We start from the raw sequence: 21,477 nt of genomic DNA, 5'->3' as shown, positions 1-21,477 counted from the left end.
TATGTTGAACTCCACACCACCGACGAAAGTCCGAGCCCCATGACTCCCCCTCTCGCCCTCCTGTCGTCCGAGCCCGACGAGCCACGTGGGCTGGACGAGCCCCCACAACGGACGGACGGGCCTCATCGTCCCGCCGAGCTGTTCCTCGTCGAGCCGCTCCCACCGGAGCAGAGGACGCACCCGGAGCAGACGACGGCCCCGGAGCCGGAGCTCCACCCGGGCCTGGCCGCCGAGGGCCTCGCCCGCTCGGTACTCGAGGTCCTCGCCGGCGCCCGTGACCTCCAGCAGCTGACCCGTTGGGTCACGGCCGAGGTCCACGCCGTCCTGCGCGCCCGGGTCCAGCTGTCCGCCCGGGCGCGCTCCGTGCTGGCCGACCGCCCCGTCCGGCCCGTCCTCCGGATCGGCACGGTGAAGGTCGCCCGTCCCGTGCCGGGCGTCGCCGAGACGGTCGTGGTCGTGCACGGTCGGGGTCGCGCGCGGGCCGTCGCGATCCGGCTCGAGATCGTCGGCGGGCGCTGGCAGGCGAGCGCGCTGCACATCCTCTGACCAGCACAGCCTCTGACGAGCACAGTCTCTGACCAGCACAGCCGCTGACCAGCACAGCCTCCGACGAGCACAGCCTCCGACGAGCACAGCCTCCGACGAGCACGGCGACGGGGCTGCCCACCAGAGGTGGGCAGCCCCGTCAGGGTCGTGCGGGCAGCGTCGTGCCGGCGGCGTCAGCCGTTCTTCTTGCCGGCTGCGCGACGCTCCGCGCGGTTGACGGGCGAGCCGGCCGCCCCGCCGCCCTGCGTCTGGCCGAAGGCCCCGCGAGCAGCCGGCTTGGACGTGGTGGTCGCTTGCGCGGCCGCGACCTCCGGGTCGTCGCCGCGCTCGGCGTCGTCCTGGGCCTTCTGCGCCTTGGCCGTCGCCGCCTGCTCGAGGCGCCCGCGCTGGTCGCGGACCTCGACCTCGCCCGCGATGTTCGGGGCGGAGTACTCGAGCTTCGGCTGCTGCTTCTCGCCGTCGAGGCCCTTGGCGGCGATCACGGGCGTCTCCGCCGCGCCGACCTGCGACTGCACCTCGACCTCGAGGTTGAACAGGAACCCGACCGACTCCTCGCGGATCTGGCCCATCATGCTCTGGAAGAGCGCGTAGCCCTCGCGCTGGTACTCGACGAGCGGGTCGCGCTGCGCCATGGCCCTCAGGCCGATGCCGTCCTTGAGGTAGTCCATCTCGTACAGGTGGTCGCGCCAGCGCCGGTCGATGACCGACAGCACGACGCGGCGCTCGAGCTCGCGCATCGCGGGCTCGCCCAGGGTCTCCTCACGGGCCCCGTAGGCGACCTTGGCGTCGGAGAGGATCTCCTGGCCGAGGAAGTCGCGCGTCGCCTTGCCCTTGGACCCCGCCTCGGTGATGACCTCGTCGATGGTGATCGAGATGGGCCACAGGGTCCGGAGCTCGGTCCAGAGGGCGTCGAGGTCCCAGTCGTCGGGGCTGCCCTCCCCCGTGTGCTGGTCGATGACCTCGTTGACGACGTCCTCGAGGAACCGCTGCGAGCGGTCCTGCAGGTCGTCGCCCTCGAGGATGTGTCGGCGGTCTCCGTAGATGGCCTCGCGCTGACGGTTGAGGACGTCGTCGTACTTCAGGACGTTCTTGCGGATCTCGGCGTTGCGCGACTCGACCTGCGACTGGGCGGAGCGGATGGCACGGCCGACGATCTTGTTCTCGATCGCGAGGTCGTCCGGCACGTTGCCGCGGCCCATCAGCGACTCGGCGGCGCCCGAGTTGAACAGGCGCATCAGGTCGTCCGTGAGGGACAGGTAGAACCGGCTCTCGCCCGGGTCGCCCTGTCGGCCGCTGCGTCCGCGCAGCTGGTTGTCGATGCGACGCGACTCGTGCCGCTCCGTGCCGAGCACGTAGAGACCACCGGCCTCGATGACCTTCTCGGCCTCTTTGGCGACCTCGGCCTTCTTGGCCGCGAAGACGTCGTCCCAGGCGGCCTCGTACTCGTCAGGCGTGTCGGAGGGGCTGAGGCCCTTCGTGTTCATCTCCGCGACGGCGAGGAACTCGGCGTTGCCGCCCAGCATGATGTCGGTGCCTCGACCGGCCATGTTCGTCGCGACCGTGACCGAGCCGAAGCGACCGGCCTGGGCGACGATCGCCGCCTCCCTGGCGTGGTTCTTGGCGTTCAGCACCTCGTGCTTGACCCCGCGCTTCGCGAGGAGGCGGGACAGGTACTCGCTCTTCTCGACGCTCGTGGTGCCGACCAGCACGGGCTGGCCCTTCTCGTGACGCTCCACGATGTCCTCGGCGACCTGCTCGAACTTCGCGGTCTCGTTCTTGTAGACGAGGTCGGTCTGGTCGATGCGCTGCATCGACTTGTTCGTGGGGATGGGGACGACGCCGAGCTTGTAGGTGCTCATGAACTCGGCGGCCTCGGTCTCGGCCGTTCCCGTCATGCCCGACAGCTTCTTGTAGAGGCGGAAGTAGTTCTGCAGGGTGACGGTCGCGAGCGTCTGGTTCTCCGCCTTGACCTCCACCCCCTCCTTGGCCTCGATGGCCTGGTGGATGCCCTCGTTGTAGCGGCGGCCGCTGAGGATGCGGCCGGTGTGCTCGTCGACGATGAGCACCTCGCCGTTGATCACGACGTAGTCCTTGTCGCGCTTGAAGAGCGCGCTCGCCTTGATGGAGTTGTTGAGGAACGAGATGAGGGGGGTGTTGGCCGACTCGTAGAGGTTGTCGATGCCGAGGTAGTCCTCGACCTTCTCGATGCCGGGCTCGAGCACGCCGACGGTGCGCTTCTTCTCGTCGACCTCGTAGTCGGTGCCGGCGACGAGGCGCTTCGAGATCGTCGCGAACTCGGCGAACCAGCGGTTGGCCTCGCCCGAGGCGGGACCCGAGATGATGAGGGGCGTCCTCGCCTCGTCGATGAGGATCGAGTCGACCTCGTCGACCACGGCGAAGAAGTGGCCGCGCTGGACCATGTCCTGCGACTGCCACGCCATGTTGTCGCGCAGGTAGTCGAAGCCGAACTCGTTGTTCGTGCCGTAGGTGATGTCGGCCGCGTACTGCTCGCGGCGCTCGGCCGGCGTCTGCCCGGCGAGGATGCAGCCGGTCGTCATGCCGAGGGCACGGAAGACTCGGCCCATCAGCTCGGACTGGTAGCTCGCGAGGAAGTCGTTGACGGTGATGACGTGGACGCCGCGGGAGGCGATCGCGTTGAGGTAGGCGGCGGTCGTGGCGACGAGCGTCTTGCCCTCACCGGTCTTCATCTCGGCGATGTTGCCGAGGTGGAGGGCCGCGCCGCCCATCAGCTGGACGTCGAAGTGGCGCATGCCGAGGGTCCGCTTCGCGGCCTCCCGGACGGCGGCGAAGGCCTCGGGCAGGAGGTCGTCGAGCGACTCGCCGCCCGCGTAGCGCTCGCGCAGCTCGACGGTCTCGTTCTTGAGCTCGTCGTCGGTGAGCGTCGTGAAGTCGTCCTCGAGCTCGTTGACGGCCGCGGCGTACGCCTTGAGCCTGCGGAGTGTGCGCCCTTCACCGACGCGGAGGACCTTCTCTAGGACGTTGGCCAACGGATGCTCCCTGGTTCTGGACGTGTCCGTCCCCTCGCGGGACGATCACGGAATGGTGACAAGACTAGCGGCCACCGCCCTGGGAGGAGGAGGGAGGACCGGCGCGGTCCTCCCTCCTCCGCCGTGGGCGTGGCCGCCTGGGTCGACGCCGCGGCGGGGCGTCGGGGCGTCAGCCGGCGAAGCCCGCCTTCAGGGCCGTCGCCGCCTCCTGCAGCTCAGGAGCGCTCTGGTCGAGGCCGATGACCCCGTAGTCCCACCCCTTGCGGCGGTAGACGACGCTGGGGCGATCGGTCTCGGAGTCGATGAAGAGGTAGAAGTCGTGACCCACGAGCTCCATGTAGTACAGCGCGTCGTCGACGGTCATCGGCGTCGACGCGAAGACCTTCTTGCGGATGACCACGGGCGTGTAGACCTCGTCCTCCTCCTCGGCCACCTCGCCCTGCACGGTCGGGACGCTGCCCGTGCGGACCGCGTCGAGAGTCTCGGCGGCGGCCGGGACCACCCCGAGGGTGCTGAAGTCGGCGCTCGAGGCCTCCTGCAGCGACGTTGGCCTGTGCTGGCCCCGGTGCACCTTCTTGCGGTCCTTCGCCCGGCGTATCCGCTCGAGCAGCCGCGCGACGGCGAGGTCGAAGGCGACGTACTTGTCGCCTCCCGTCGACTCGGCCCGCACGAGGGGGCCCGGGCCGATGAGGGTGAGCTCGACGCGGTCGTCGCCGGCCTGGCCGCTCGCCTTCTCGTTGTGGCGCGAGACCTTGATCTCGAGCGCCAGAGCCTTGGTGGCGAGCTGTGCCACCTTGTCGGCCTTGTCAGTGGCGTAGTCGCGGAAACGATCGGTGATGCCGACGTTTCGACCCGTGACGGAAATTTCCATGACGACCTCCTATGGCTATCGACGTGCCGCCTGTCAGCCAGGCGGATGTCCTTTCACGCCTTTGCCCCACCGTAGCCAGGTCGACGCCTCCCTGTCACCTCCCGTCCACCCGCGCGTCGCCCTCCGGCGGCCGCGAGCCCGGCCCGGGGGCGTCACGACGCGGCGTGCGCGGCGAGCGGCGTCGACGCGAGGCAGACCGCGGCGACCACCTCGGCGCCTGCGTCCTCGAGGGCCCTCCGCGCCTCCTGCACGGTGCTCCCGGTCGTGAGGACGTCGTCGAGGACGACCACCCGGTGCCCCGTCAGGTCGACCCGGCAGCGCAGGCTGCCCCGACGGGCCCGGGCGCGCTGTTCACGGTCCAGGCGCTTCTGGGACGACGAGCGGCCGGGCCGGACGACGAGGACGCCCGAGGACGCGGAGACCCCCGCGGCCCGCGCGAGGGTCGTCACCGGGTCCCATCCCCGCCCCCGCCGCCCCGACGGGGACGGGGGCACGGCGACCAGCGCCGTCGGCGCGGCACCCGGGGGCAGGGCGACGTCCACCGCGGCGCGCAGGGCCGGGCCGAGCTCGGCCGCGAGCCTCAGCCGGCCGCGTTGCTTGTAGGCCAGGACGGCCTCGCGGACCTCGAACTCGTACCGGAGCGCCGTGACGACGCGGAGGCCGGCGTGCACCGCCTCGACGGGCCGGGGACGCAGGAGGAGGCGGCAGCTGCCGCAGACCTCGAGGTCGGGGGCGCCGCAGCCGGCGCAGCTGACGGGCGACACCACGGCCAGGGCGCCCCGGAGGGCCGACGCGAGGGCGGGACGGAGGACGAGCGGCACCTCTCCAGCCTGGCCGCGTCGCGAGGCCGCCTCCTGCCGGACCGGCTGCGGACGGGGACGACGTCGCGACGACCGGCCCCGGGGAGGGACGACGCGCCCGACCGGGCGCTCAGCGCTGGGTCGCGAGCAGGTCCGCCACGACGCCCGTGTCCTGCCAGCTGCTCCCCCGGGGCTCGAGCACGGAGCCCTCCGCCGTCAGCACGCGCAGGCTGGACGCGCCGTTCCCGCCGACGATGGTCGTGGCGCTGCCCGAGGGCTGCCCCGACCCCGCCGACGCCCCGCCCACCTCGGCGAGCGAGACGAGCGAGCCCTCTCCCGTGTCGGTCAGGGAGGCGACCGTCAGCTGGTCGGCCCACGTCGCGTCGACGGGGCGGCCCGTCGGCGCCGCCAGCTCGACCGGCGGGCCGAACGCCGTCGGCACGCCGCGGGAGTCACGCAACAGGGCGACGACGAGGAGGCGGGACTCGCCCTGGTCGTCGAGCAGCACGAGCGCCCTGGCCCCGTCCCGCGACACCCGGAACGCGACGACCGCCGGCCCGGCGGGCAGCGTGGACGTGACGGCGTGGGGCACCCCGTCCGCGCCGGTGGCCGTGACGGCCCGGGCGTCGTCGACCGGCACCGACCAGACCCAGCCGGCGTCGTCGAGGGTCGGCGGGGCGAGCCCCGCGCGTCCGTCGACGAGCAGGCTCGAGCCGTCCGCTCCGACGCGCAGGGCGCCGCGGTCCGTCCCCACGACGACGACGGACAGGTCCGCCGACGCCTCGGCCGAGGTCGGGGCCAGGGCGCCGACGACGGGGCCGAGCCCGGGGAGGGGGCTGACCGACGACCGGGAGGCGAACCCGAGCACCCCGTCGGCGACCACCAGGGGCCGCGCGTCGACCGTGGGGTCGCGCAGGGGCGCCGACCCGCCCAGGTCGGGCACGTCGAGGACGGTCGACTCGACGCTCAGGTCGACCGCCGTGATCGTCGAGAGCGTCGAGAAGCTCGCCAGCAGCTGGGCCTGCATGCGTGCGCGGGCGGTGTCCGAGGCTGAGAGGGCGTCGCTCGTGAGGTCGACCCTGGCCGTGCCGTCGTCGACGGTGATCGCGGTGAGCGAGAGCTGCGTGCCCTCGGGGAACGCGGAGACCACGGCGCCCTGCAACCAGGTCGAGGGCCCGTCGAGGAGCGCCGAGGCGATGCGCGTGCTCGTCGACGACCGGGCGAGGAACCACCGCTGGTCGGGCACGAGGTACCGGAACGAGGGGTCGTAGAAGTAGACCGCGTGCGCCCGGAAGATGGACTGGAACGTGGCGGGGTTCAGCACCGTGCCGTCCGGGGCGTCGCTGATCCGCCACTGGCCGTCCTCCTGGACGAACGAGTAGCCGAGGCTGGTGGGCACGGAGGTGGTGGCGGGGACGTAGTGGCCGCCGCCGTCGAGGGTGGCCGTCGCCGTGAAGGCGTACTCGAGCTCGTCGTCCCCGACGCGCGTCGTGGCGCCGCCGCCGGGCCGGACGGTGACGCTCGCGCGCGCGTCCCAGGCGTCGGCGAAGCCGGCCGAGAGGTACTCGCGCGCGACTGCGTAGTTGTCCTGCGGGCCCGTGCCCGCCGAGATGAAGTCCCGGAGGATGCGCTCCTGCGAGCTGTCGGCCACGGGGCCCTTCGGGGTGTACACGACGTCGCTCGGCACGTCGGCGGTGATCGGGTCGCCCTCCTGCACCGGGCCGCTGTCGGGGATGGAGGCGCAGCCCGCGAGCACCGTCGCCACGAGGACGACGCCGGCCACGAGGGCACGCAGGCGGTCACGCCCTCTCACGGCGCACCTCCTCGTGGTCGTCCGGGGCCGGTCGGGTCGCCGTCGCCTCGGGCAGGGCACCTGCCCAGGGCTCCGAGCCGTGGTCGGCCAGGTCGTCCGCGTCGCGCGGCACGACGGCCAGGGGCGAGGAGGTGGTGGCCGCGCCCGCCACGCGGGGCAGCGTCACGACGAACCGGCTGCCCTCGCCCAGCCGCGACCACACCTCGAGGCGCCCGCCGTGCAGGACGGCGTCCTCGAGGCTGATGGCGAGCCCGAGGCCGGTGCCGCCGATGGTCCGACGACGGGACGGGTCGGCGCGCCAGAACCGGTCGAACACCCGCTCGACGTCGCGCTGGCGCATCCCGATCCCGTGGTCGCGCACGGCGACGGCGACGGACTCGGCGTCGCTGTCGACCTCGACCTCGATCGGCCTGCCCTCGCCGTGCTCGATCGCGTTGCCGAGCAGGTTGCGCAGGATGCGGCGCAGCCGCCGCGGATCGACCTCGGCCTCGAGGTACCCGCCCCGCGCGTCGATGGTGACGACGCTGCCGGCCTCGGCGGCGAGCGGCTCGAACTCGGCCACGCCGTCCTCGACGAGCGCGACGACGGTGGTGCTCTCGAGGTCGAGCTCGACCGCGCCCGCGTCGAAGCGCGAGATCTCGAGCAGGTCGGCCAGCAGCAGCTCGAAGCGGTCGACCTGCGTGTGCAGCAGCTCGGCCGTGCGCGCGGCCGACGGGGTGAACGACCCGCGCTGGTCGTAGAGCACGTCGCCGGCGAGGCGGATCGTCGTGAGCGGCGTGCGCAGCTCGTGCGACACGTCGCTGACGAAGCGCTGCTGCACCCGCGACAGCTCGGCGAGCTGCGAGATCTGCCGCTGCATCCCGTCCGCCATGCCGTTGAACGAGCGCCCCAGGGTGGCGACGACGTCCTGGCCCTTCTCGGGGATGCGCTGGTCGAGGTCGCCCGCCGCGATGGCCTGGCTCGTCTCGGCCGCGACGCGCACGGGGCGGACGACCGTCCGGGCGACGACGTACGTGATGACGCCGATCAGGACGACGAGCGCGAGCGAGCCGAGGGCGAGGGTGCGCTGCATCAGGGCCAGCGTCGTCGCGGCGTCGCTGAGGTCGTAGACGAGGTAGAGCTCGTACTGGCCGGCCGTCGGGACCTGGAGGGTGCTGCCGACGACGATGCCGGGCACGGACCCTCCGTCGGCCCGGGGCAGGGCCACGGGCTGCATCGAGAGCGCACCGGTGTCGGAGGCCACGCGCTCGCGGAGCTCGGGCGTCAGCTCGGCTCCGGGGAAGTCGGGGCTCGCGATGTCCTGCACGGTCTGCGCGGTCGACTGCCCCGGCGTCCTCAGGATCGCGATGCTCGTGCCGCCCGGGCTCGACGTCGAGCCGAGGATGGTGCTCTGGGCCTCGTTCTGCAGGGAGTCGAGCTCGACCTGGTCGGCGTCCTCCGTGGCCGTCGCCGAGTCGAAGATCGACTGGGCGAGGATCGTCGCGCGCTGGGACTCGGACTGCACCTGGTCCCGGCGCTGGTCGTACAGGTTCGCGCTGATGCTGACCGAGATGGACGTGGCGATGATCGACGCGCCGGCCCCGGCGAGCACGACGGTGAGGGCGACCGTGCGGAACTCGAGCGACCGGCGCCACGCCGAGAGCAGGTGGGGGCCGACGTCCCGCCAGGCGCCCCGGCGTCGCCACCAGGCCCCGGGGCCGAGCGCGCCGACGACGGAGCCCCGCCAGCCCGCGCCCCCGCCCTGTCCGGCCACGACGGGCTGCTAGGCCCCGCCGCCGGCGCGGTAGCCGACGCCGCGGACGGTCGTGACGATGCGCGGCGCGTCCGGGTCGTGCTCGACCTTGGCCCGCAGCCGCTGCACGTGGACGTTGACCAGTCGCGTGTCGGCCTTGTAGTGGTAGCCCCAGACCTGCTCCAGGAGCATCTCGCGGGTGAAGACCTGCTGCGGCTTGGACGCGAGGGCCAGCAACAGCTCGAACTCGAGGGGCGTCAGGGCGATGACCGCGTCACCGCGACGCACCTCGTGCGCCGCCACGTCCAGTCGCAGGTCGCCGACCGTGAGCACGTCGTTGGTGGGCTCGGTCGGCGGACGCAGCCGCGTCCTGATCCGCGCCACGAGCTCCTTCGGGTTGAAGGGCTTGACCACGTAGTCGTCGGCGCCGCTCTCGAGCCCGCGGACCACGTCGACCGTGTCGCCCTTCGCCGTCAGCATGATGATCGGCACGCCGCTCTCGGCCCGGATCGCCCGGCACACCTCGAGGCCGTCCTTGCCCGGCAGCATCAGGTCGAGCAGCACCAGGTCGGGAGAGGCGTCGCGGAACGCGGCGAGCGCCCCGTCGCCGTCGGCGCAGAAGTGCGGCTCGAACTCGTCGGCCCGGAGCACGATGCCGATCATCTCGGCGAGCGCGGGGTCGTCGTCCACCACCAGGATGCGCGGGGTCATGGTCTCCGTCTTCGGCTGGGCCGCTCGGGTCGCGGCACGTCGACCCAGATTAGTGCAGGAGGCGCGGATCGGCGGCGAAGGAGGCGCAGGTCGGCTGGCACGCCCGCCGCGCCTGTGGAAACATGGGCGCACGAGCGAGGACGACCTCGAGCGCGGACCACCGGGGGAAGCCATGACCGATCCGAACGACTGGGCGGCCCCCGGGGCGCAGGACGCACCGCGCTGGGGCGAGCGCGTCCCGTCCGCGCCTCCCGCTCCTCCGTCGGCTCCGGGCGCCGGCCCGGGACAGCAGCCGCCCGCCTACGGACAGCAGCCGCCCGCCTACGGACAGCAGCCGCCCGCGTACGGACTGCAGGCCGCGCCGCAGCCGCAGTTCGGTCCCGGTGCCTGGACGCCGCCTCCTCGTCCCGGTCTGCTCCCCCTCCGTCCCTTCACGTTCGGCGAGATCCTCTCCGCGTCGTTCCAGGTGTTCCGGCGCAACCCGCGCACCACCTTCGGCACCGCCCTGCTCGCGCAGGTCGTGCTGCTCGTCGTGACCGTCGGCGCCGCCGGGGGCAGCGCCTTCTTCGCGTTCTCCCGCGTCGAGTCGGCCCTGCCCGAGGACCGCGACGCGGTGGCGGCGGGGGCCGTCGCCACGGTCGTGCTCGCGACGCTCGTCCCCGTGCTGCTCACGGTGGTCGTCAGCGCCCTGCTGCAGGGGCTCTTCGTGCTCGAGACCTCCCGTCAGCTGCTCGGCGAGCGCCTCCGGCTGGGCGGCCTCTGGACGCTGGCCCGCGGGCGGATCGGCGCGCTGACGGGCTGGTCGGCCCTGCTCACGCTCGCCTACCTGGTCGCCGCCGGCCTCGTCGTCGGCGTCGTGGCGATCGGCGTCGTCGTCGGCACGGGTCCGAGCATCGGCGTCGGCATCGGGGTGGGCGTGCTCCTCGGCCTCGGCCTGCTGGTGCTCGGCGTCTGGCTCACCGTCAAGCTGAGCCTCGTGCCGAGCGCCCTCATGCTCGAGCGCATGCCCCTGCGCGCGGCCGTCGCTCGGTCGTGGTCGCTCGTCCGCAGCTCGTTCTGGCGCACCTTCGGCGTCGTCGCGCTCGTCTTCGTGATGATCCAGATCGCGACGCAGGTCGTGACGGCGCCGTTCTCGCTGCTGTTCGGCGTGTTCGGCAGCCTCATCTCGCCCACCGGCGACGTCGACGGCAGCGCGATCGCGGTCGCGGCCGTCGCGTACGTCCTCACCATCGCCGTCAGCGCCGTCGTGACGGCCATCGGCTCCGTCGTCCAGGCCGCCTCCGTCGGCCTCGTCTACGTCGACCGTCGGATGCGGACCGAGGGGCTCGACCTCGAGCTGGTGCGCCACGTCGAGGCCCGCGGCCGCGGCCAGGTCGACCTGCCCGACCCGTGGCGCTCCCCTGCGCAGCAGTCGCAGCCGCAGCAGCAGCCCGCGCCGCAGCTGCCCGAGCAGCACCGCCCCGAGCAGCACCGCCCCGACGGCCAGGGCGGGGCACCTCTGCAGTGACGCCGCCGACGACCGTGCTGGCCGCCGCCCCTCTCGACCCCGACCCCGACGAGGCGCGCCGGCTGCTGCTGCGCGAGCTCACGGGTCGTGACTACGTCGCGGCGCAGCCCACCTGGCTCGACCGTGCCGCCGACGCCTTCTGGAACTGGCTGAACGGCATCCGCTTCGGCGGGGTCGAGGGCGCACCCGCCGTGGCCCTCGTGGTGCTGCTCGTCGTCGTGGTCGTCGTCCTCCTGGTGGTGCTCGCGGTCTACGGGGTCCCCCGGCTGAACCGGCGCTCGACGCGCGGACCCGAGCTCTTCGGCGAGGGCGACGACCGCGACGCCGACCGCCTCCGCCGGGCCGCGGCCGAGGCAGCGGCCGCAGGCGACCTCGTGCTCGCCGTCACCGAGTCGTTCCGCGCACTGGCGCGCGGCCTCGTCGAGCGCGACGTCCTCTCGACGACTCCCGGCACGACCGCCCGCGCGGTCGGCGCCCGGGCAGGGCAGGTGTTCCCCGGCCTCGCCGACCGCCTGGCCTCGGCCGCCGACAGCTTCGACGGCGTGCGCTACCTCGACCGGCCCGGCTCCGAGGCCGCCTGGCGCGAGATCAGCACGCTCGACCTCGAGCTCGAGCGACTCGCCCCCGTGGCCGCCTCGTGACGGCGACGACGCAGACGGTGCGCGCCTCCGCGCGTCGGGCACGGCCCTGGGTCGCGCTGGCCGTCCTCGCGCTGCTGGGTGCCGTCGCGGCCGTTCTCCTCAGCGGCTCGGACGCGACGGGCGGCCGGGCCCTCGGCCCCGAGAACCCCGCGCCGGCCGGGACGAAGGCGCTCGTCGAGGTCCTCCGCGACGAGGGCGTGTCCGTCCGCGTCGTGTCGTCGCTCGACCAGGCGCGACAGGCCGCTGCGCGTCCGGACACCACCGTGGTCGTCGACGACGCGGGCTCGTACCTCGTCGCCGACCAGTGGAGCGAGCTCGGCGACGCCGCGAGCTCGCTCGTCCTCCTCGCCCCGGGCGCCACGGCGCTGGACGCGGTCGCCCCCGGCGTCTCCGCGGTCGCCGAGGTCGCCGACGGGGTCCGTGACCTGGGCTGCGACGTGCCCGAGCTGTCACAGGTCGAGCGAGTCCACGCCGCCGGCCTCGCCTACTCCGCCGCAGGCGTCGACCCCGGCGCGGGCGTCGACGTGACGACCTGCGTCCGCGATCCCGACACCGACGGCTCCGGGCTCGTCGTGCTCGCCGACGGCGACCGCCGCGTCACGGTCGTCGGCACGACGACCGCCCTGACGAACGGCACCGTCGCCACGGCGGGCGCGGACGACGCCGCCTACGCCCTCGCCCTGCTCGGACGGTCCGACCAGCTCGTCTGGTACCTCCCCGGCGTCGAGGACGTGCCCGAGGGCGCCGGCACCCTCGCGACGCTCACGCCGAGCTGGGTCACGCCCGTGCTGCTCCTGCTCACCGCGACCGCGGTCGCCGCGATGGTCTGGCGGGGCCGCCGGCTCGGTCCCCTCGTCGTCGAGCGCATGCCCGTCGTCGTCCGCGCGTCCGAGACGACGGAGGGGCGAGCTCGCCTGTACGAGCGCTCCGGCCAGCGTCGGCACGCCCTCGACCAGCTGCGCATCGGGACGCTCGGCCGCCTCGCCCGCCTGACCGGCCTCTCGTCCACGTCGTCGGTGGACGAGGTGATCGACCGGGTCGCCGGCCTGGTCGGCGCAGATCCCCGCGGGCTCCGGCACGTGCTCGTCGACGCCGACCCTGCCGACGACGCCGAGCTCGTCCGCCTCAGCGACAGCCTGCTCGACCTCGAACGGGCGACGGCCAGGGCGGCGGCTCCCTCGTGACCGGCGCCGCGCCTCCTCGTCTGCCGGCCGGCCCCTCGCCGGACCGGCCCGGGCCGGACTGCCCCGGGCCGGCCTGGCCCTCGACCGCCTCCACCGCCCCTCGCCCTGCGACCACCACCGGGAGAACCGCCGCATGACCACCGAACTCCAGCAGACCTTCGCCCGCGTGCGCACCGAGGTCGGCAAGGCCGTCGTCGCCCAGGACGGCGCCGTCACCGGCCTGATCGTCACCCTGCTCGCCCAGGGCCACGCCCTGCTCGAGGGCGTCCCCGGCGTCGCCAAGACGCTGCTCGTCCGCGCCCTCAGCCACGCCACCTCGCTCGAGACGAACCGGGTGCAGTTCACGCCCGACCTCATGCCCGGCGACATCACCGGCTCGCTCGTCTACGACGCCAAGGCCGGCGAGTTCGAGTTCCGACCCGGTCCCGTCTTCACCAACATCCTGTTGGCCGACGAGATCAACCGGACGCCCCCCAAGACGCAGTCGGCGCTGCTCGAGGCCATGGAGGAGCGGCAGGTGTCCGTCGACGGCGTCTCGCGTCCGCTCCCCCAGCCGTTCCTCGTCGCCGCGACGATGAACCCGGTCGAGTACGAGGGCACCTACACGCTGCCCGAGGCGCAGCTCGACCGGTTCCTCATGAAGCTGACCCTCGACCTGCCGCCCCGCGACGCCGAGGTCGAGGTGCTCACCCGCCACGCCGCGGGCTTCTCGCCGCGCGACCTGCGCGCCGCCGGCGTCACCCCCGTGCTCGGGCCGGCCGAGCTCGCGCGGGCGCAGGCCGAGGTCGGCCTGGTCGGCGCCTCGCCCGACGTGCTCGCGTACGTCGTCGACCTGGCTCGTGCCACCCGCGAGAGCGCGTCCGTCAAGATCGGCGTCAGCCCCCGCGGCTCCACCGCCCTGCTGTCGGCGAGCAAGGCCTGGGCCTGGCTGACCGGGTTCGACCGGATCACGCCCGACCACGTCCAGGCGATGGCCCTGCCCGTGCTGCGCCACCGCCTGCAGCTGCGCCCGGAGGCGGAGCTCGAGGGCGTCGACGCCGACGCCGTGCTGCGCTCGGTGCTGCAGCAGGTGCGGGTCCCGATCTGATCATGGCCGTCACCGGATGGTTCGTCGCGCTCGTCGCGCTCGGCGTCGTGCCGATCGTGGCGACGGGGAGCGCCTGGGCGCTCGTGGGCTGGCTCGTGCTCGTGCTCGCCCTCGGGGCGCTGGACGTCGCGCTGGCCGCCTCGCCGCGCCTCCTGCGCATCCGTCGCGAGCTGCCCGGCCCCGTCCGCCTCGGCGAGACGACCTCGGCGGAGCTCGTCGTGGTCAACGAGGGCCGTCGCACCCTTCGGGGCGTCGTCCGCGACGCCTGGCAGCCGTCGGCCGGCGCCGCGGTGACGCGCCGTGCGCTCGTCGTCCGGCCGGGTCGGGCCTGGCGCGTTACCACGACGCTCACCCCGTTCCGTCGGGGCGAACGGCGAGCCGAGGAGGTGACGGTCCGGTCGATCGGACCGCTGCGCCTCGCGGGCCGCCAGGCCGGGCACGCCGTCCCCGGCGCCGTCCGCGTGCTGCCGCGCTTCTCGTCCCGCCGCCACCTGCCGTCCCGACTCGCCCGCCTCCGTGAGCTCGACGGACGCACCAGCGTCATGATCCGCGGCCAGGGCACCGAGTTCGACAGCCTCCGCGAGTACGTCCGCGGCGACGACGTACGCTCGATCGACTGGAGGGCGACGGCCCGGCGCAGCGACCTGGTCGTCCGCACCTGGCGGCCCGAGCGCGACCGACGCGTCGTGATCGTCGTCGACAGCGGCCGTACCTCGGCTGCCCGCATCGACGACGAGCCGCGGCTCGACACCGCGTTCGAGTCCGCCCTGCTGCTCGGCGCGCTCGCGTCGCGCGCGGGCGACCACGTCGACCTCGTCGTCGTCGACCGCCGTGTGCGGGGACGCGTGCAGGGCGCGACCGGCGCCGCCCTCCTGTCGACCATGGTCGAGACGATGGCCCCGATCGAGCCGGAGCTCGTCGAGACCGACTGGTCGACCGTGCCTGCCCTCGTGCGCTCGGTGACCACCCAGCGATCGCTCGTCGTGCTCGTCACGCCCGTCGACTCCCCCGGCTCGGCGCGCAGCCTGCTCGCCGCCGTGCCGCAGCTGAGCCGGCGCCACCTCGTCGTCGTGGCGTCGGTCACCGACCCCGACCTCGCCGTGGCCGCCGTGAGGAGGACGAACCGCGACGAGGTCTATCGCGCCGCGTCCGCCGAGCGTGCCCGGCTCGACGTCGCCCGCGTCGCCGCCGCCCTCGGCCAGGTGGGAGCCGACGTCGTGTCCGGCTCGCCCGCCGACCTCCCGCCCGCGCTCGCCGACCGGTACCTCGCCTACAAGGCCGCCGGCCGCCTCTGACCCGCGCCCCCCTCCTCATTCAGGAACTTCTGTCCTGATCCGCGCGACGGGGGGCTGCGGGGTCCTGATCTGTGCACGATTCAGGACCAGACGCGCCCGCGTTCCTGAGTTCTGGTGACCAGGCGGGCTCCAGGCCGGGGCCGTCGCGGTCAGCCGGCACAGCGGCCTCCGCGCGCCGTCAGCCGGGACAGCGGCCTCCGCTCGCGCTCAGCCCGCGACGAGCTCCGTCGCCCCGGCTTCGAACTCGTCGAGGTCGCCGGTCTGGCCGGCGCGGTGCGCGCGTCCGCCGAGTACCCACTGGTAGGCGAGGAACCCGGCCAGCGCGACGGTGCCGATGCCGATCTTGATCGGCCACGGCCAGTCCTGGCGCGTGACGAACCCCTCGATCACGCCCGACACGAGCAGGGCCAGCATGAGCCCCACGGCGACGGTGATGAGCGCGCGGCCGTCCTGGGCGAGCGCCTGCCCGCGGGTACGGGCGCCGGGGGCGACCCACGACCAGAAGATCATCAGCCCGGCGCCTCCCGCGACGAAGATGCTGTACAGCTCGAGCTGGCCGTGCGGGAGGATGTACAGGAAGAAGTACTCGAGGCGCCCCTGCTCGGCCATCAGGCCCGCCGAGATGCCCACGTTCATGGCGTTGTTCAGCACGACGTAGGGCACCCAGACGCCGGTGATGCCGAACGCGACGCACTGGGCGGCGATGAACGCGTTGTTCGTCCAGACCTGGCCGGTGAACGACGAGGGCGCGCTCTCCGAGTAGTAGTCCACGAAGTCCTCGGTCGCGAACTGGCGACGGAACTCCTCCGAGCCGAACGACGCGAGCACCGCGGGAGACCCGGCTGCCCAGACTGCGAACGACGTCGCCACGACCACCGTGACGAGCAGCACCGCGATCGACGCCCAGCGCACCCGCCAGAGGGCGGCAGGCAGCTGGGCGACGAAGAAGGCCGGCACCTGCGAGGCGAGGTTCCGCCCCGCCCCGGTGAACCGGAGCCGCGCACGCGACAGGGTCAGCGACAGCCTGTCGGCGACGACGGACGGGCCCGCGGCCGTCTGCAGCGCCGACAGCTCGGCAGCCCCCGACTGGTACAGCCGGATCAGCTCGTCGGCCTCCGGGCCGGTGAGGCGTCGACGGCGCGCCAGGGCCTCGAGTTCGGTCCACTCGTGACCGTGGGCGGCGGCGTAGGCGTCGAGATCCATTCTGCTTAGATACTAGGCATGTCCGACCCGACGACGCACCAGCCGCCGGCGCCCCGGCCGACGCGGCGCCGCGAGCACGGCCCGCGCGGGAGGCGCGCCTCGCGGTCGACCTCGACGCCGACGCTGCGTGCCGACCAGGTCGACTTCTTCGACGGTGCCGACGACCAGCTCGTCACGGGCGAGGCGGTCGGCCTCGACCGGCGTCCGACCGGCTTCGTCCTCCGCGTCGCGGGTGCACTGATCGACTACCTCACGTACGTCGTCGTGCTCGTGGGCCTCGTGCTGCTGGTCGTCTCGCTCAACGACCGCGGCGCCGTGGACGACGCGACGGCGCAGGCCCTCATGGTCGCGTCGATCGTCGTCTGCCTCATCGGCCTGCCGACCGTGGTCGAGACGGCGTCGCACGGGCGGTCGCTCGGCAAGCTGGCGACGGGTGCCAGGATCGTCCGGGCCGACGGAGGCGCGATCGGCCTCCGGCACGCGCTCACCCGGTCGCTCGTCGGCATGCTCGAGATCGTGATGACGACAGGCGGACTGGCCGTGGTGGTCGCCCTCCTCAACCGGTCGTCGCGCCGCCTCGGCGACCTGATGGCCGGCACCTACAGCCGCAACGAGCGGGCGCCCCGCATGGGACGGGTCGTGGTCCAGGTGCCGCCGCACCTGCTGGGCTGGGCCGCCGTGGCGGACGTGGCGCGCCTCCCCGATCCCCTGGCCCGTCGCGTCTCGTCGTACCTGCAGCAGGCTCCGGCCCTCCGCCCCGACAGCCGTCAGCGCATCGCCGACGCCCTCGCCGCCGAGCTCTCGCCGTTCGTCTCGCCCCTGCCCGCGACGGACCCGGAGTCGTTGCTGGCGGCCGTGTCGGCCCTCCGGCGAGAGCGCGAGGGCGTCGCCCTCGGGCGTGAAGCAGCGCTGCTCGACCGGCTCGAGCCCGCCCTCACGGGGACGGTGCGCGGGTTCCCGCGGCGCTGAGCAGCCCCCGTCGCCCGCGGCGCTGAGCAGCCCCCGTCGCGCGCCGCGCTGACCCGGCTCTCGCGCGCCGCTCGGGCCCGCACGCGAGAACGCCCCCGCTCCGTCTCGACTACGGGGAGGGGGCGTTCGTGCACCTGCGGCTCAGTACCGGTAGTGGTCGACCTTGTAGGGCCCGTCGACGCTGACGCCGATGTACTTCGCCTGCGCGTCGGTGAGGGTGGTCAGCTCGACGCCGAGCGCGTCGAGGTGCAGCCGCGCCACCTTCTCGTCGAGGTGCTTGGGCAGCACGTAGACCTCGGTCTCGTAGTTCTCGCGGTGAGCCCAGAGCTCGATCTGCGCGAGGACCTGGTTCGTGAAGGAGTTGCTCATCACGAACGAGGGGTGGCCGGTCGCGTTGCCGAGGTTCATCAGGCGGCCCTCGCTGAGCACGAGCACGCTGCGCCCCGTGGGGAGGCGCCACTCGTGCACCTGGGGCTTGATCTCGACGCGCTCGGCGCCGGCGAGCGACTCGAGCCCGGCCATGTCGATCTCGTTGTCGAAGTGGCCGACGTTCGCGACGATCGCGAGGTGCTTGAGCGCGAGGAGGTGGTCGACGGTCACGACGTCGAGGTTGCCGGTGCCCGTGACGAGGATGTCGACCGTCTCGACGACGGACTCCAGACGGGCGACCTGGTAGCCGTCCATCGCGGCCTGGAGGGCGTTGATCGGGTCCACCTCGCTGACGATGACGCGCGCACCCTGGCCGCGCAGCGCCTCCGCGGCGCCCTTGCCCACGTCGCCGTAGCCGGCGACGAAGGCGACCTTGCCGCCGATGAGCACGTCGGTCGCCCGCATCAGCCCGTCGGGCAGAGAGTGGCGGATGCCGTACTTGTTGTCGAACTTCGACTTCGTGACGGAGTCGTTCACGTTGATGGCGGGGAACAGCAGCTCGCCGGCACGGGCGAGCTCGTACAGGCGGTGCACGCCCGTCGTGGTCTCTTCCGTGACGCCCTGCAGCTCGGCGCCGATGGTCGTCCAGCGGTCGGTCGACTCGGCCAGCGAGCCGCGCAGCACCTCGAGGATCACCCGCCACTCGTGGCTGTCGCCGGGGGCGTCGTCGGGAACGGCGCCGGCGAGCTCGTACTCGCGGCCCTTGTGCACGAGCATCGTGGCGTCGCCGCCGTCGTCGAGGATCATGTTCGGGCCGGCGAACGAGGCGCCTGCCTCGGCGGCCTCGGCCGACCAGTCGAAGATCTGGGAGGTGCACCACCAGTACTCGTCGAGCGTCTCGCCCTTCCAGGCGAAGACGGGCACGCCCGCCGGCTGCTCGGGGGTGCCGGTCGGGCCGACGACGATCGCGGCCGCCGCCTCGTCCTGCGTGGAGAAGATGTTGCAGCTGGCCCAGCGGACCTGCGCGCCGAGTGCTGTGAGGGTCTCGATCAGCACGGCGGTCTGCACGGTCATGTGCAGCGAGCCGGCGATGCGGGCACCGGCGAGCGGCTGCGTCGGGCCGAACTCCTCGCGGAGGGCCATGAGGCCGGGCATCTCGTTCTCGGCGAGCCGGAGCTGGTGTCGACCGGCCTCGGCGAGGGACAGGTCGGCGACCTTGTAGGGCAGCGTGGTCGTGTCAGTGGGCATGGGTCCATTCTCGCCCACCCTGCCGCGTGTGTCGCCCAGGTTCGGGGAGCCGCGTGGGTCCGGCCCGGGGTCAGGAACGCACGAGACGGGCGATCGCGGCCGACGCCTCCGCGATCTTCTCGTCGGCCACCGCCCCGCCCTCGCGAGCCGCCTCGGCGACGCAGTGCGCGAGGTGGTCCTCGAGCAGCTGCAGGGCCACCGTCTCGAGCGCCTTCGTGGCCGCGCTCACCTGCGTGAGGACGTCGATGCAGTAGACGTCGTCCTCGACCATCCGCTGGATGCCGCGGACCTGGCCCTCGGCACGGCGGAGGCGCGTGACGATCTGCTGCTTCGAGCCGCTGTAGCCGGGAGATGCCGGCGGCGTCGTGCTCGGGTCGGTCGTCACGATGCCCGGATCAGCGCCAGGACCTCGTCGCGCACCGCCTCCATGCCCGAGCGCGTCGCCGCCTCGGCGTTCAGGCGGAGCAGCGGCTCGGTGTTCGAGGGGCGGACGTTGAACCACCAGAAGCCGCCGTCCGCCGACGACCCCGACACGGTGAGGCCGTCGAGCTCGTCGAAGTCGCCCCGGCCGGTGAACGCCTCGACGACGCGGGTGTAGGCGGCGGGCACGTCGGTGACGGTCGAGTTGATCTCGCCGCTGGCGGCGTACGGCGTGTAGCGATCGGTCAGGGTCGACAACGGCTCGTCCTGGTGACCCAGCTCGGCGAGCACGTGCATGGCGGCCAGCATGCCGTTGTCGGCGCCCCAGAAGTCGCGGAAGTAGTAGTGCGCGGAGTGCTCGCCGCCGAAGATCGCGCCGGTCGTGCGCATCTCGTCCTTGATGAGCGAGTGCCCGACCCGGGTGCGGACGGGCACCGCCCCGGAGGCGACGATCGCCTCGGGCACGGCGCGCGAGGTGATCAGGTTGTGGATGACGGAGATGGAGGCGTCCGGCTCGGCCGCCCGGACCCGGGCGATCTCGCGCACCGCGACGATCGCCGCGACGGCGGACGGGGTGACCGCGTCGCCCTTCTCGTCGACGACGAAGCAGCGGTCGGCGTCGCCGTCGAAGGCGAGGCCGAGGTCCGCGCCGTGGGCGACGACCGCGGCCTGGAGGTCGACGAGGTTGGCCGGCTCGAGCGGGTTCGCCTCGTGGTTCGGGAACGTGCCGTCGAGCTCGAAGTAGAGCGGGACGATCTCGAGGGGCAGCGCCGGCAGCCCGGCGGCGGCGCCGAGGACCGCGGGCACGGTCAGGCCGCCCATCCCGTTGCCGGCGTCGACGACCACCTTCAGGGGCCGGACGCCGGCCAGGTCGACGAGCCCGCGCAGGTGCGCCGCGTAGCCCGGCAGCGCGTCGTGCTCGCGGAGCGACCCCGGCACCTCGACGGACGAGATGCCGTCGGCGAGGTAGGCGGCGGCCCGGTCGCGGATCGAGGAGAGGCCCGTGTCGAGGCTGATCCCCTGGGCGCCTGCACGGCTCATCTTGATGCCGTTGTAGGTCGCGGGGTTGTGGCTCGCGGTGAACATCGCCGCCGGCGCGTCGAGCGAGCCCGAGGCGAAGTAGGACTCGTCGGTCGAGCAGAGCCCGAGGGCGACCACGTCCGCGCCCCGGGCCAGGGCGCCACGGGCGAAGGCCGCCGCGAACGAAGGCGAGGAGTCGCGCATGTCGTGGCCGACCACGAGCTCGTTCCCCGCCGCGCCCACCTCGTCCGCGAAGGCGGCCCCGAACGCCTCGACTACGTCGTCGGTGAGCTGGCTCCCGACCAGCCCGCGGACGTCGTAGGTCTTGACGAAGGCGGAGAGGTCGACGGTGTCTTCAGTGGTCATGGCCCAAAACTACCCGGCGCAGCACCTGCCAGCCCTGGGGGACGGACAGGGACGACGCGTGTCGGGCGCACAGGTCGTACCCGTGCGGCTCGACCCGGTCGCTCAGGGGGCCGACGACGACCATGGAGTCCGCGTACACGTAGGTGAGGGTCGACACCGCCTCGTCGTGGCAGGTGACCTTGCTGCAGGGTCGTGGCTCCATGGACCGCCACGATACCGCCGGACTACGATGGCGAGATGTCGAGGCCACGTCGAGTCCGCGTCACCGACCGCTCTCGCCGTCGGGACCGACACGGCCGTGGCCTGCGCTCCTCGGCCGCCGGCCCCCACCTGCCGTTCCTGCGCACGAGGGTCGAGCTCTTCGACGACCTCGTCGCCGAGACGGCGGACCACCTGCGCGAGCTGTGGCCCGACGACCTCGCGGACGTGACGTTCGAGGTCGCCGGCCTGCCTGCGGCCCCCGACCCGTCCCGCGTCGAGCGCTGGCGCGTCGACCGGGCCGCCCGCAACGTGGTCGTCTACCGTCTGCCCATCGAGCGCCTCTCGCACGTGCCCGAGTCGCACCGGCAGGTGGACGACGAGTGGCAGCACCGGGTCCTCGTGGAGGGCTGGGTGCTGCAGGCCGTCGGCGACCTCCTCGGCAAGGACCCGTGGGATCTGTCCCCCGACCGCTGGCGCGACCGCTGA

General features: G+C 73.4%; 19 protein-coding genes. 8 read left to right on the top strand and 11 right to left on the bottom strand.

Annotation, left to right across the window (positions count from 1 at the left end; translation table 11 throughout):
- The first annotated feature begins 39 nt into the window (after nucleotides 1-39).
- Entirely contained in the window at nucleotides 40-546 is a 507-nt protein-coding gene (locus tag ACZZ97_RS03905; RefSeq protein ID WP_314101932.1) for an Rv3235 family protein, read from the top strand.
- 173 nt (nucleotides 547-719) lie between these two features.
- Here the strand turns inward: ACZZ97_RS03905 and secA are convergent, their stop codons facing one another.
- The 6 genes from secA to mtrA form a co-directional block, all read right to left on the bottom strand.
- Nucleotides 720-3,554: a preprotein translocase subunit SecA gene (gene secA / locus ACZZ97_RS03900; protein WP_314101934.1), complete on the bottom strand. Its 2,835-nt coding sequence runs from the start codon at nucleotides 3,552-3,554 to the stop codon at nucleotides 720-722.
- Between the two features lie 169 nt (nucleotides 3,555-3,723).
- Nucleotides 3,724-4,425: a ribosome hibernation-promoting factor, HPF/YfiA family gene (gene hpf / locus ACZZ97_RS03895; protein ID WP_123546500.1), complete on the bottom strand. Its 702-nt coding sequence runs from the start codon at nucleotides 4,423-4,425 to the stop codon at nucleotides 3,724-3,726.
- A 152-nt stretch (nucleotides 4,426-4,577) separates the two neighbouring features.
- Nucleotides 4,578-5,246 carry a ComF family protein gene (locus ACZZ97_RS03890; RefSeq protein WP_463472334.1) on the bottom strand — a complete coding sequence of 223 codons (669 nt, stop codon included), beginning with the start codon at nucleotides 5,244-5,246 and terminating at the stop codon, nucleotides 4,578-4,580.
- A gap of 109 nt (nucleotides 5,247-5,355) precedes the next feature.
- Nucleotides 5,356-7,038 (bottom strand): LpqB family beta-propeller domain-containing protein, encoded by a 1,683-nt coding sequence (locus ACZZ97_RS03885; RefSeq protein WP_463472333.1) that lies wholly within the window; start codon nucleotides 7,036-7,038, stop codon nucleotides 5,356-5,358.
- Entirely contained in the window at nucleotides 7,025-8,791 is a 1,767-nt protein-coding gene (gene mtrB / locus ACZZ97_RS03880; RefSeq protein WP_463472332.1) for an MtrAB system histidine kinase MtrB, read from the bottom strand. Before mtrB ends, ACZZ97_RS03885 begins: the two co-directional genes overlap by 14 nt.
- Before the next feature lie 9 nt (nucleotides 8,792-8,800).
- Nucleotides 8,801-9,481 (bottom strand): MtrAB system response regulator MtrA, encoded by a 681-nt coding sequence (gene mtrA / locus ACZZ97_RS03875; protein ID WP_123546504.1) that lies wholly within the window; start codon nucleotides 9,479-9,481, stop codon nucleotides 8,801-8,803.
- Between the two features lie 172 nt (nucleotides 9,482-9,653).
- On the opposite strand from mtrA, the gene ACZZ97_RS03870 reads away from it, so the two are divergent.
- The 5 genes from ACZZ97_RS03870 (at nucleotide 9,654) to ACZZ97_RS03850 (ending at nucleotide 15,195) form a co-directional block, all read left to right on the top strand.
- Nucleotides 9,654-10,988: a hypothetical protein gene (locus tag ACZZ97_RS03870; RefSeq protein WP_463472331.1), complete on the top strand. Its 1,335-nt coding sequence runs from the start codon at nucleotides 9,654-9,656 to the stop codon at nucleotides 10,986-10,988.
- On the top strand, nucleotides 10,985-11,629 hold the full coding sequence (locus ACZZ97_RS03865; protein WP_463472330.1) for a DUF4129 domain-containing protein: 645 nt from the start codon (nucleotides 10,985-10,987) through the stop codon (nucleotides 11,627-11,629). The genes ACZZ97_RS03870 and ACZZ97_RS03865 overlap by 4 nt, the downstream gene beginning before the upstream one ends.
- Entirely contained in the window at nucleotides 11,626-12,813 is a 1,188-nt protein-coding gene (locus ACZZ97_RS03860; RefSeq protein ID WP_463472329.1) for a DUF4350 domain-containing protein, read from the top strand. The genes ACZZ97_RS03865 and ACZZ97_RS03860 overlap by 4 nt, the downstream gene beginning before the upstream one ends.
- Nucleotides 12,814-12,946: 133 nt before the next feature.
- A complete protein-coding gene (locus ACZZ97_RS03855; protein WP_314102416.1) occupies nucleotides 12,947-13,900 on the top strand; it encodes an AAA family ATPase in 954 nt (317 codons plus the stop codon).
- A gap of 2 nt (nucleotides 13,901-13,902) precedes the next feature.
- Nucleotides 13,903-15,195, top strand: coding sequence for a DUF58 domain-containing protein (locus tag ACZZ97_RS03850; protein WP_463472328.1), 1,293 nt, complete (start codon nucleotides 13,903-13,905; stop codon nucleotides 15,193-15,195).
- A gap of 207 nt (nucleotides 15,196-15,402) precedes the next feature.
- On the opposite strand, the gene ACZZ97_RS03845 is transcribed toward ACZZ97_RS03850, so the two are convergent.
- Nucleotides 15,403-16,398, bottom strand: a complete 996-nt coding sequence (locus ACZZ97_RS03845) for a stage II sporulation protein M (RefSeq protein WP_463472327.1) — start codon at nucleotides 16,396-16,398, stop codon at nucleotides 15,403-15,405.
- An 18-nt stretch (nucleotides 16,399-16,416) separates the two neighbouring features.
- Here ACZZ97_RS03845 and ACZZ97_RS03840 point away from each other — a divergent pair, with 18 nt between their 5' ends.
- A complete protein-coding gene (locus tag ACZZ97_RS03840; protein WP_463472326.1) occupies nucleotides 16,417-17,367 on the top strand; it encodes an RDD family protein in 951 nt (316 codons plus the stop codon).
- 141 nt (nucleotides 17,368-17,508) lie between these two features.
- Here the strand turns inward: ACZZ97_RS03840 and ahcY are convergent, their stop codons facing one another.
- The 4 genes from ahcY to ACZZ97_RS03820 all read right to left on the bottom strand — a co-directional run bounded on the left by ahcY (nucleotide 17,509) and on the right by ACZZ97_RS03820 (nucleotide 20,992).
- Complete coding sequence (gene ahcY / locus ACZZ97_RS03835; RefSeq protein WP_123546512.1) at nucleotides 17,509-18,984, bottom strand: adenosylhomocysteinase; 1,476 nt, start codon at nucleotides 18,982-18,984, stop codon at nucleotides 17,509-17,511.
- Nucleotides 18,985-19,054: 70 nt separating this feature from the next.
- Complete coding sequence (locus tag ACZZ97_RS03830) at nucleotides 19,055-19,306, bottom strand: metal-sensitive transcriptional regulator (RefSeq protein WP_314100572.1); 252 nt, start codon at nucleotides 19,304-19,306, stop codon at nucleotides 19,055-19,057.
- A gap of 59 nt (nucleotides 19,307-19,365) precedes the next feature.
- Nucleotides 19,366-20,790: a phosphomannomutase/phosphoglucomutase gene (locus tag ACZZ97_RS03825; RefSeq protein ID WP_463472325.1), complete on the bottom strand. Its 1,425-nt coding sequence runs from the start codon at nucleotides 20,788-20,790 to the stop codon at nucleotides 19,366-19,368.
- Entirely contained in the window at nucleotides 20,780-20,992 is a 213-nt protein-coding gene (locus ACZZ97_RS03820) for a DUF3499 family protein (RefSeq protein WP_133737779.1), read from the bottom strand. Before ACZZ97_RS03820 ends, ACZZ97_RS03825 begins: the two co-directional genes overlap by 11 nt.
- Nucleotides 20,993-21,027: 35 nt before the next feature.
- On the opposite strand from ACZZ97_RS03820, the gene ACZZ97_RS03815 reads away from it, so the two are divergent.
- Nucleotides 21,028-21,477, top strand: coding sequence for a hypothetical protein (locus ACZZ97_RS03815; protein WP_463472324.1), 450 nt, complete (start codon nucleotides 21,028-21,030; stop codon nucleotides 21,475-21,477).

The sequence above is a fragment of the Frigoribacterium sp. AC512 genome, assembly GCF_979258295.1.
The sequence above is the reverse complement of the archived record's forward strand: the minus strand, read 5'-3'. Positions and strand labels throughout refer to the sequence as shown.

Bases quoted from the DNA above. Each gene is read 5' to 3' on its own strand.
- ACZZ97_RS03905 (WP_314101932.1), top strand. From the start codon at position 40: ATGACTCCCCCTCTCGCCCTCCTGTCGTCCGAGCCCGACGAGCCACGT.
- hpf (WP_123546500.1), bottom strand. From the start codon at position 4,425: ATGGAAATTTCCGTCACGGGTCGAAACGTCGGCATCACCGATCGTTTC.
- mtrA (WP_123546504.1), bottom strand. From the start codon at position 9,481: ATGACCCCGCGCATCCTGGTGGTGGACGACGACCCCGCGCTCGCCGAG.
- ACZZ97_RS03870 (WP_463472331.1), top strand. From the start codon at position 9,654: ATGACCGATCCGAACGACTGGGCGGCCCCCGGGGCGCAGGACGCACCG.
- ACZZ97_RS03855 (WP_314102416.1), top strand. From the start codon at position 12,947: ATGACCACCGAACTCCAGCAGACCTTCGCCCGCGTGCGCACCGAGGTC.
- ACZZ97_RS03850 (WP_463472328.1), top strand. From the start codon at position 13,903: ATGGCCGTCACCGGATGGTTCGTCGCGCTCGTCGCGCTCGGCGTCGTG.
- ACZZ97_RS03845 (WP_463472327.1), bottom strand. From the start codon at position 16,398: ATGGATCTCGACGCCTACGCCGCCGCCCACGGTCACGAGTGGACCGAA.
- ACZZ97_RS03840 (WP_463472326.1), top strand. From the start codon at position 16,417: ATGTCCGACCCGACGACGCACCAGCCGCCGGCGCCCCGGCCGACGCGG.
- ahcY (WP_123546512.1), bottom strand. From the start codon at position 18,984: ATGCCCACTGACACGACCACGCTGCCCTACAAGGTCGCCGACCTGTCC.
- ACZZ97_RS03825 (WP_463472325.1), bottom strand. From the start codon at position 20,790: ATGACCACTGAAGACACCGTCGACCTCTCCGCCTTCGTCAAGACCTAC.
- ACZZ97_RS03820 (WP_133737779.1), bottom strand. From the start codon at position 20,992: ATGGAGCCACGACCCTGCAGCAAGGTCACCTGCCACGACGAGGCGGTG.
- ACZZ97_RS03815 (WP_463472324.1), top strand. From the start codon at position 21,028: ATGTCGAGGCCACGTCGAGTCCGCGTCACCGACCGCTCTCGCCGTCGG.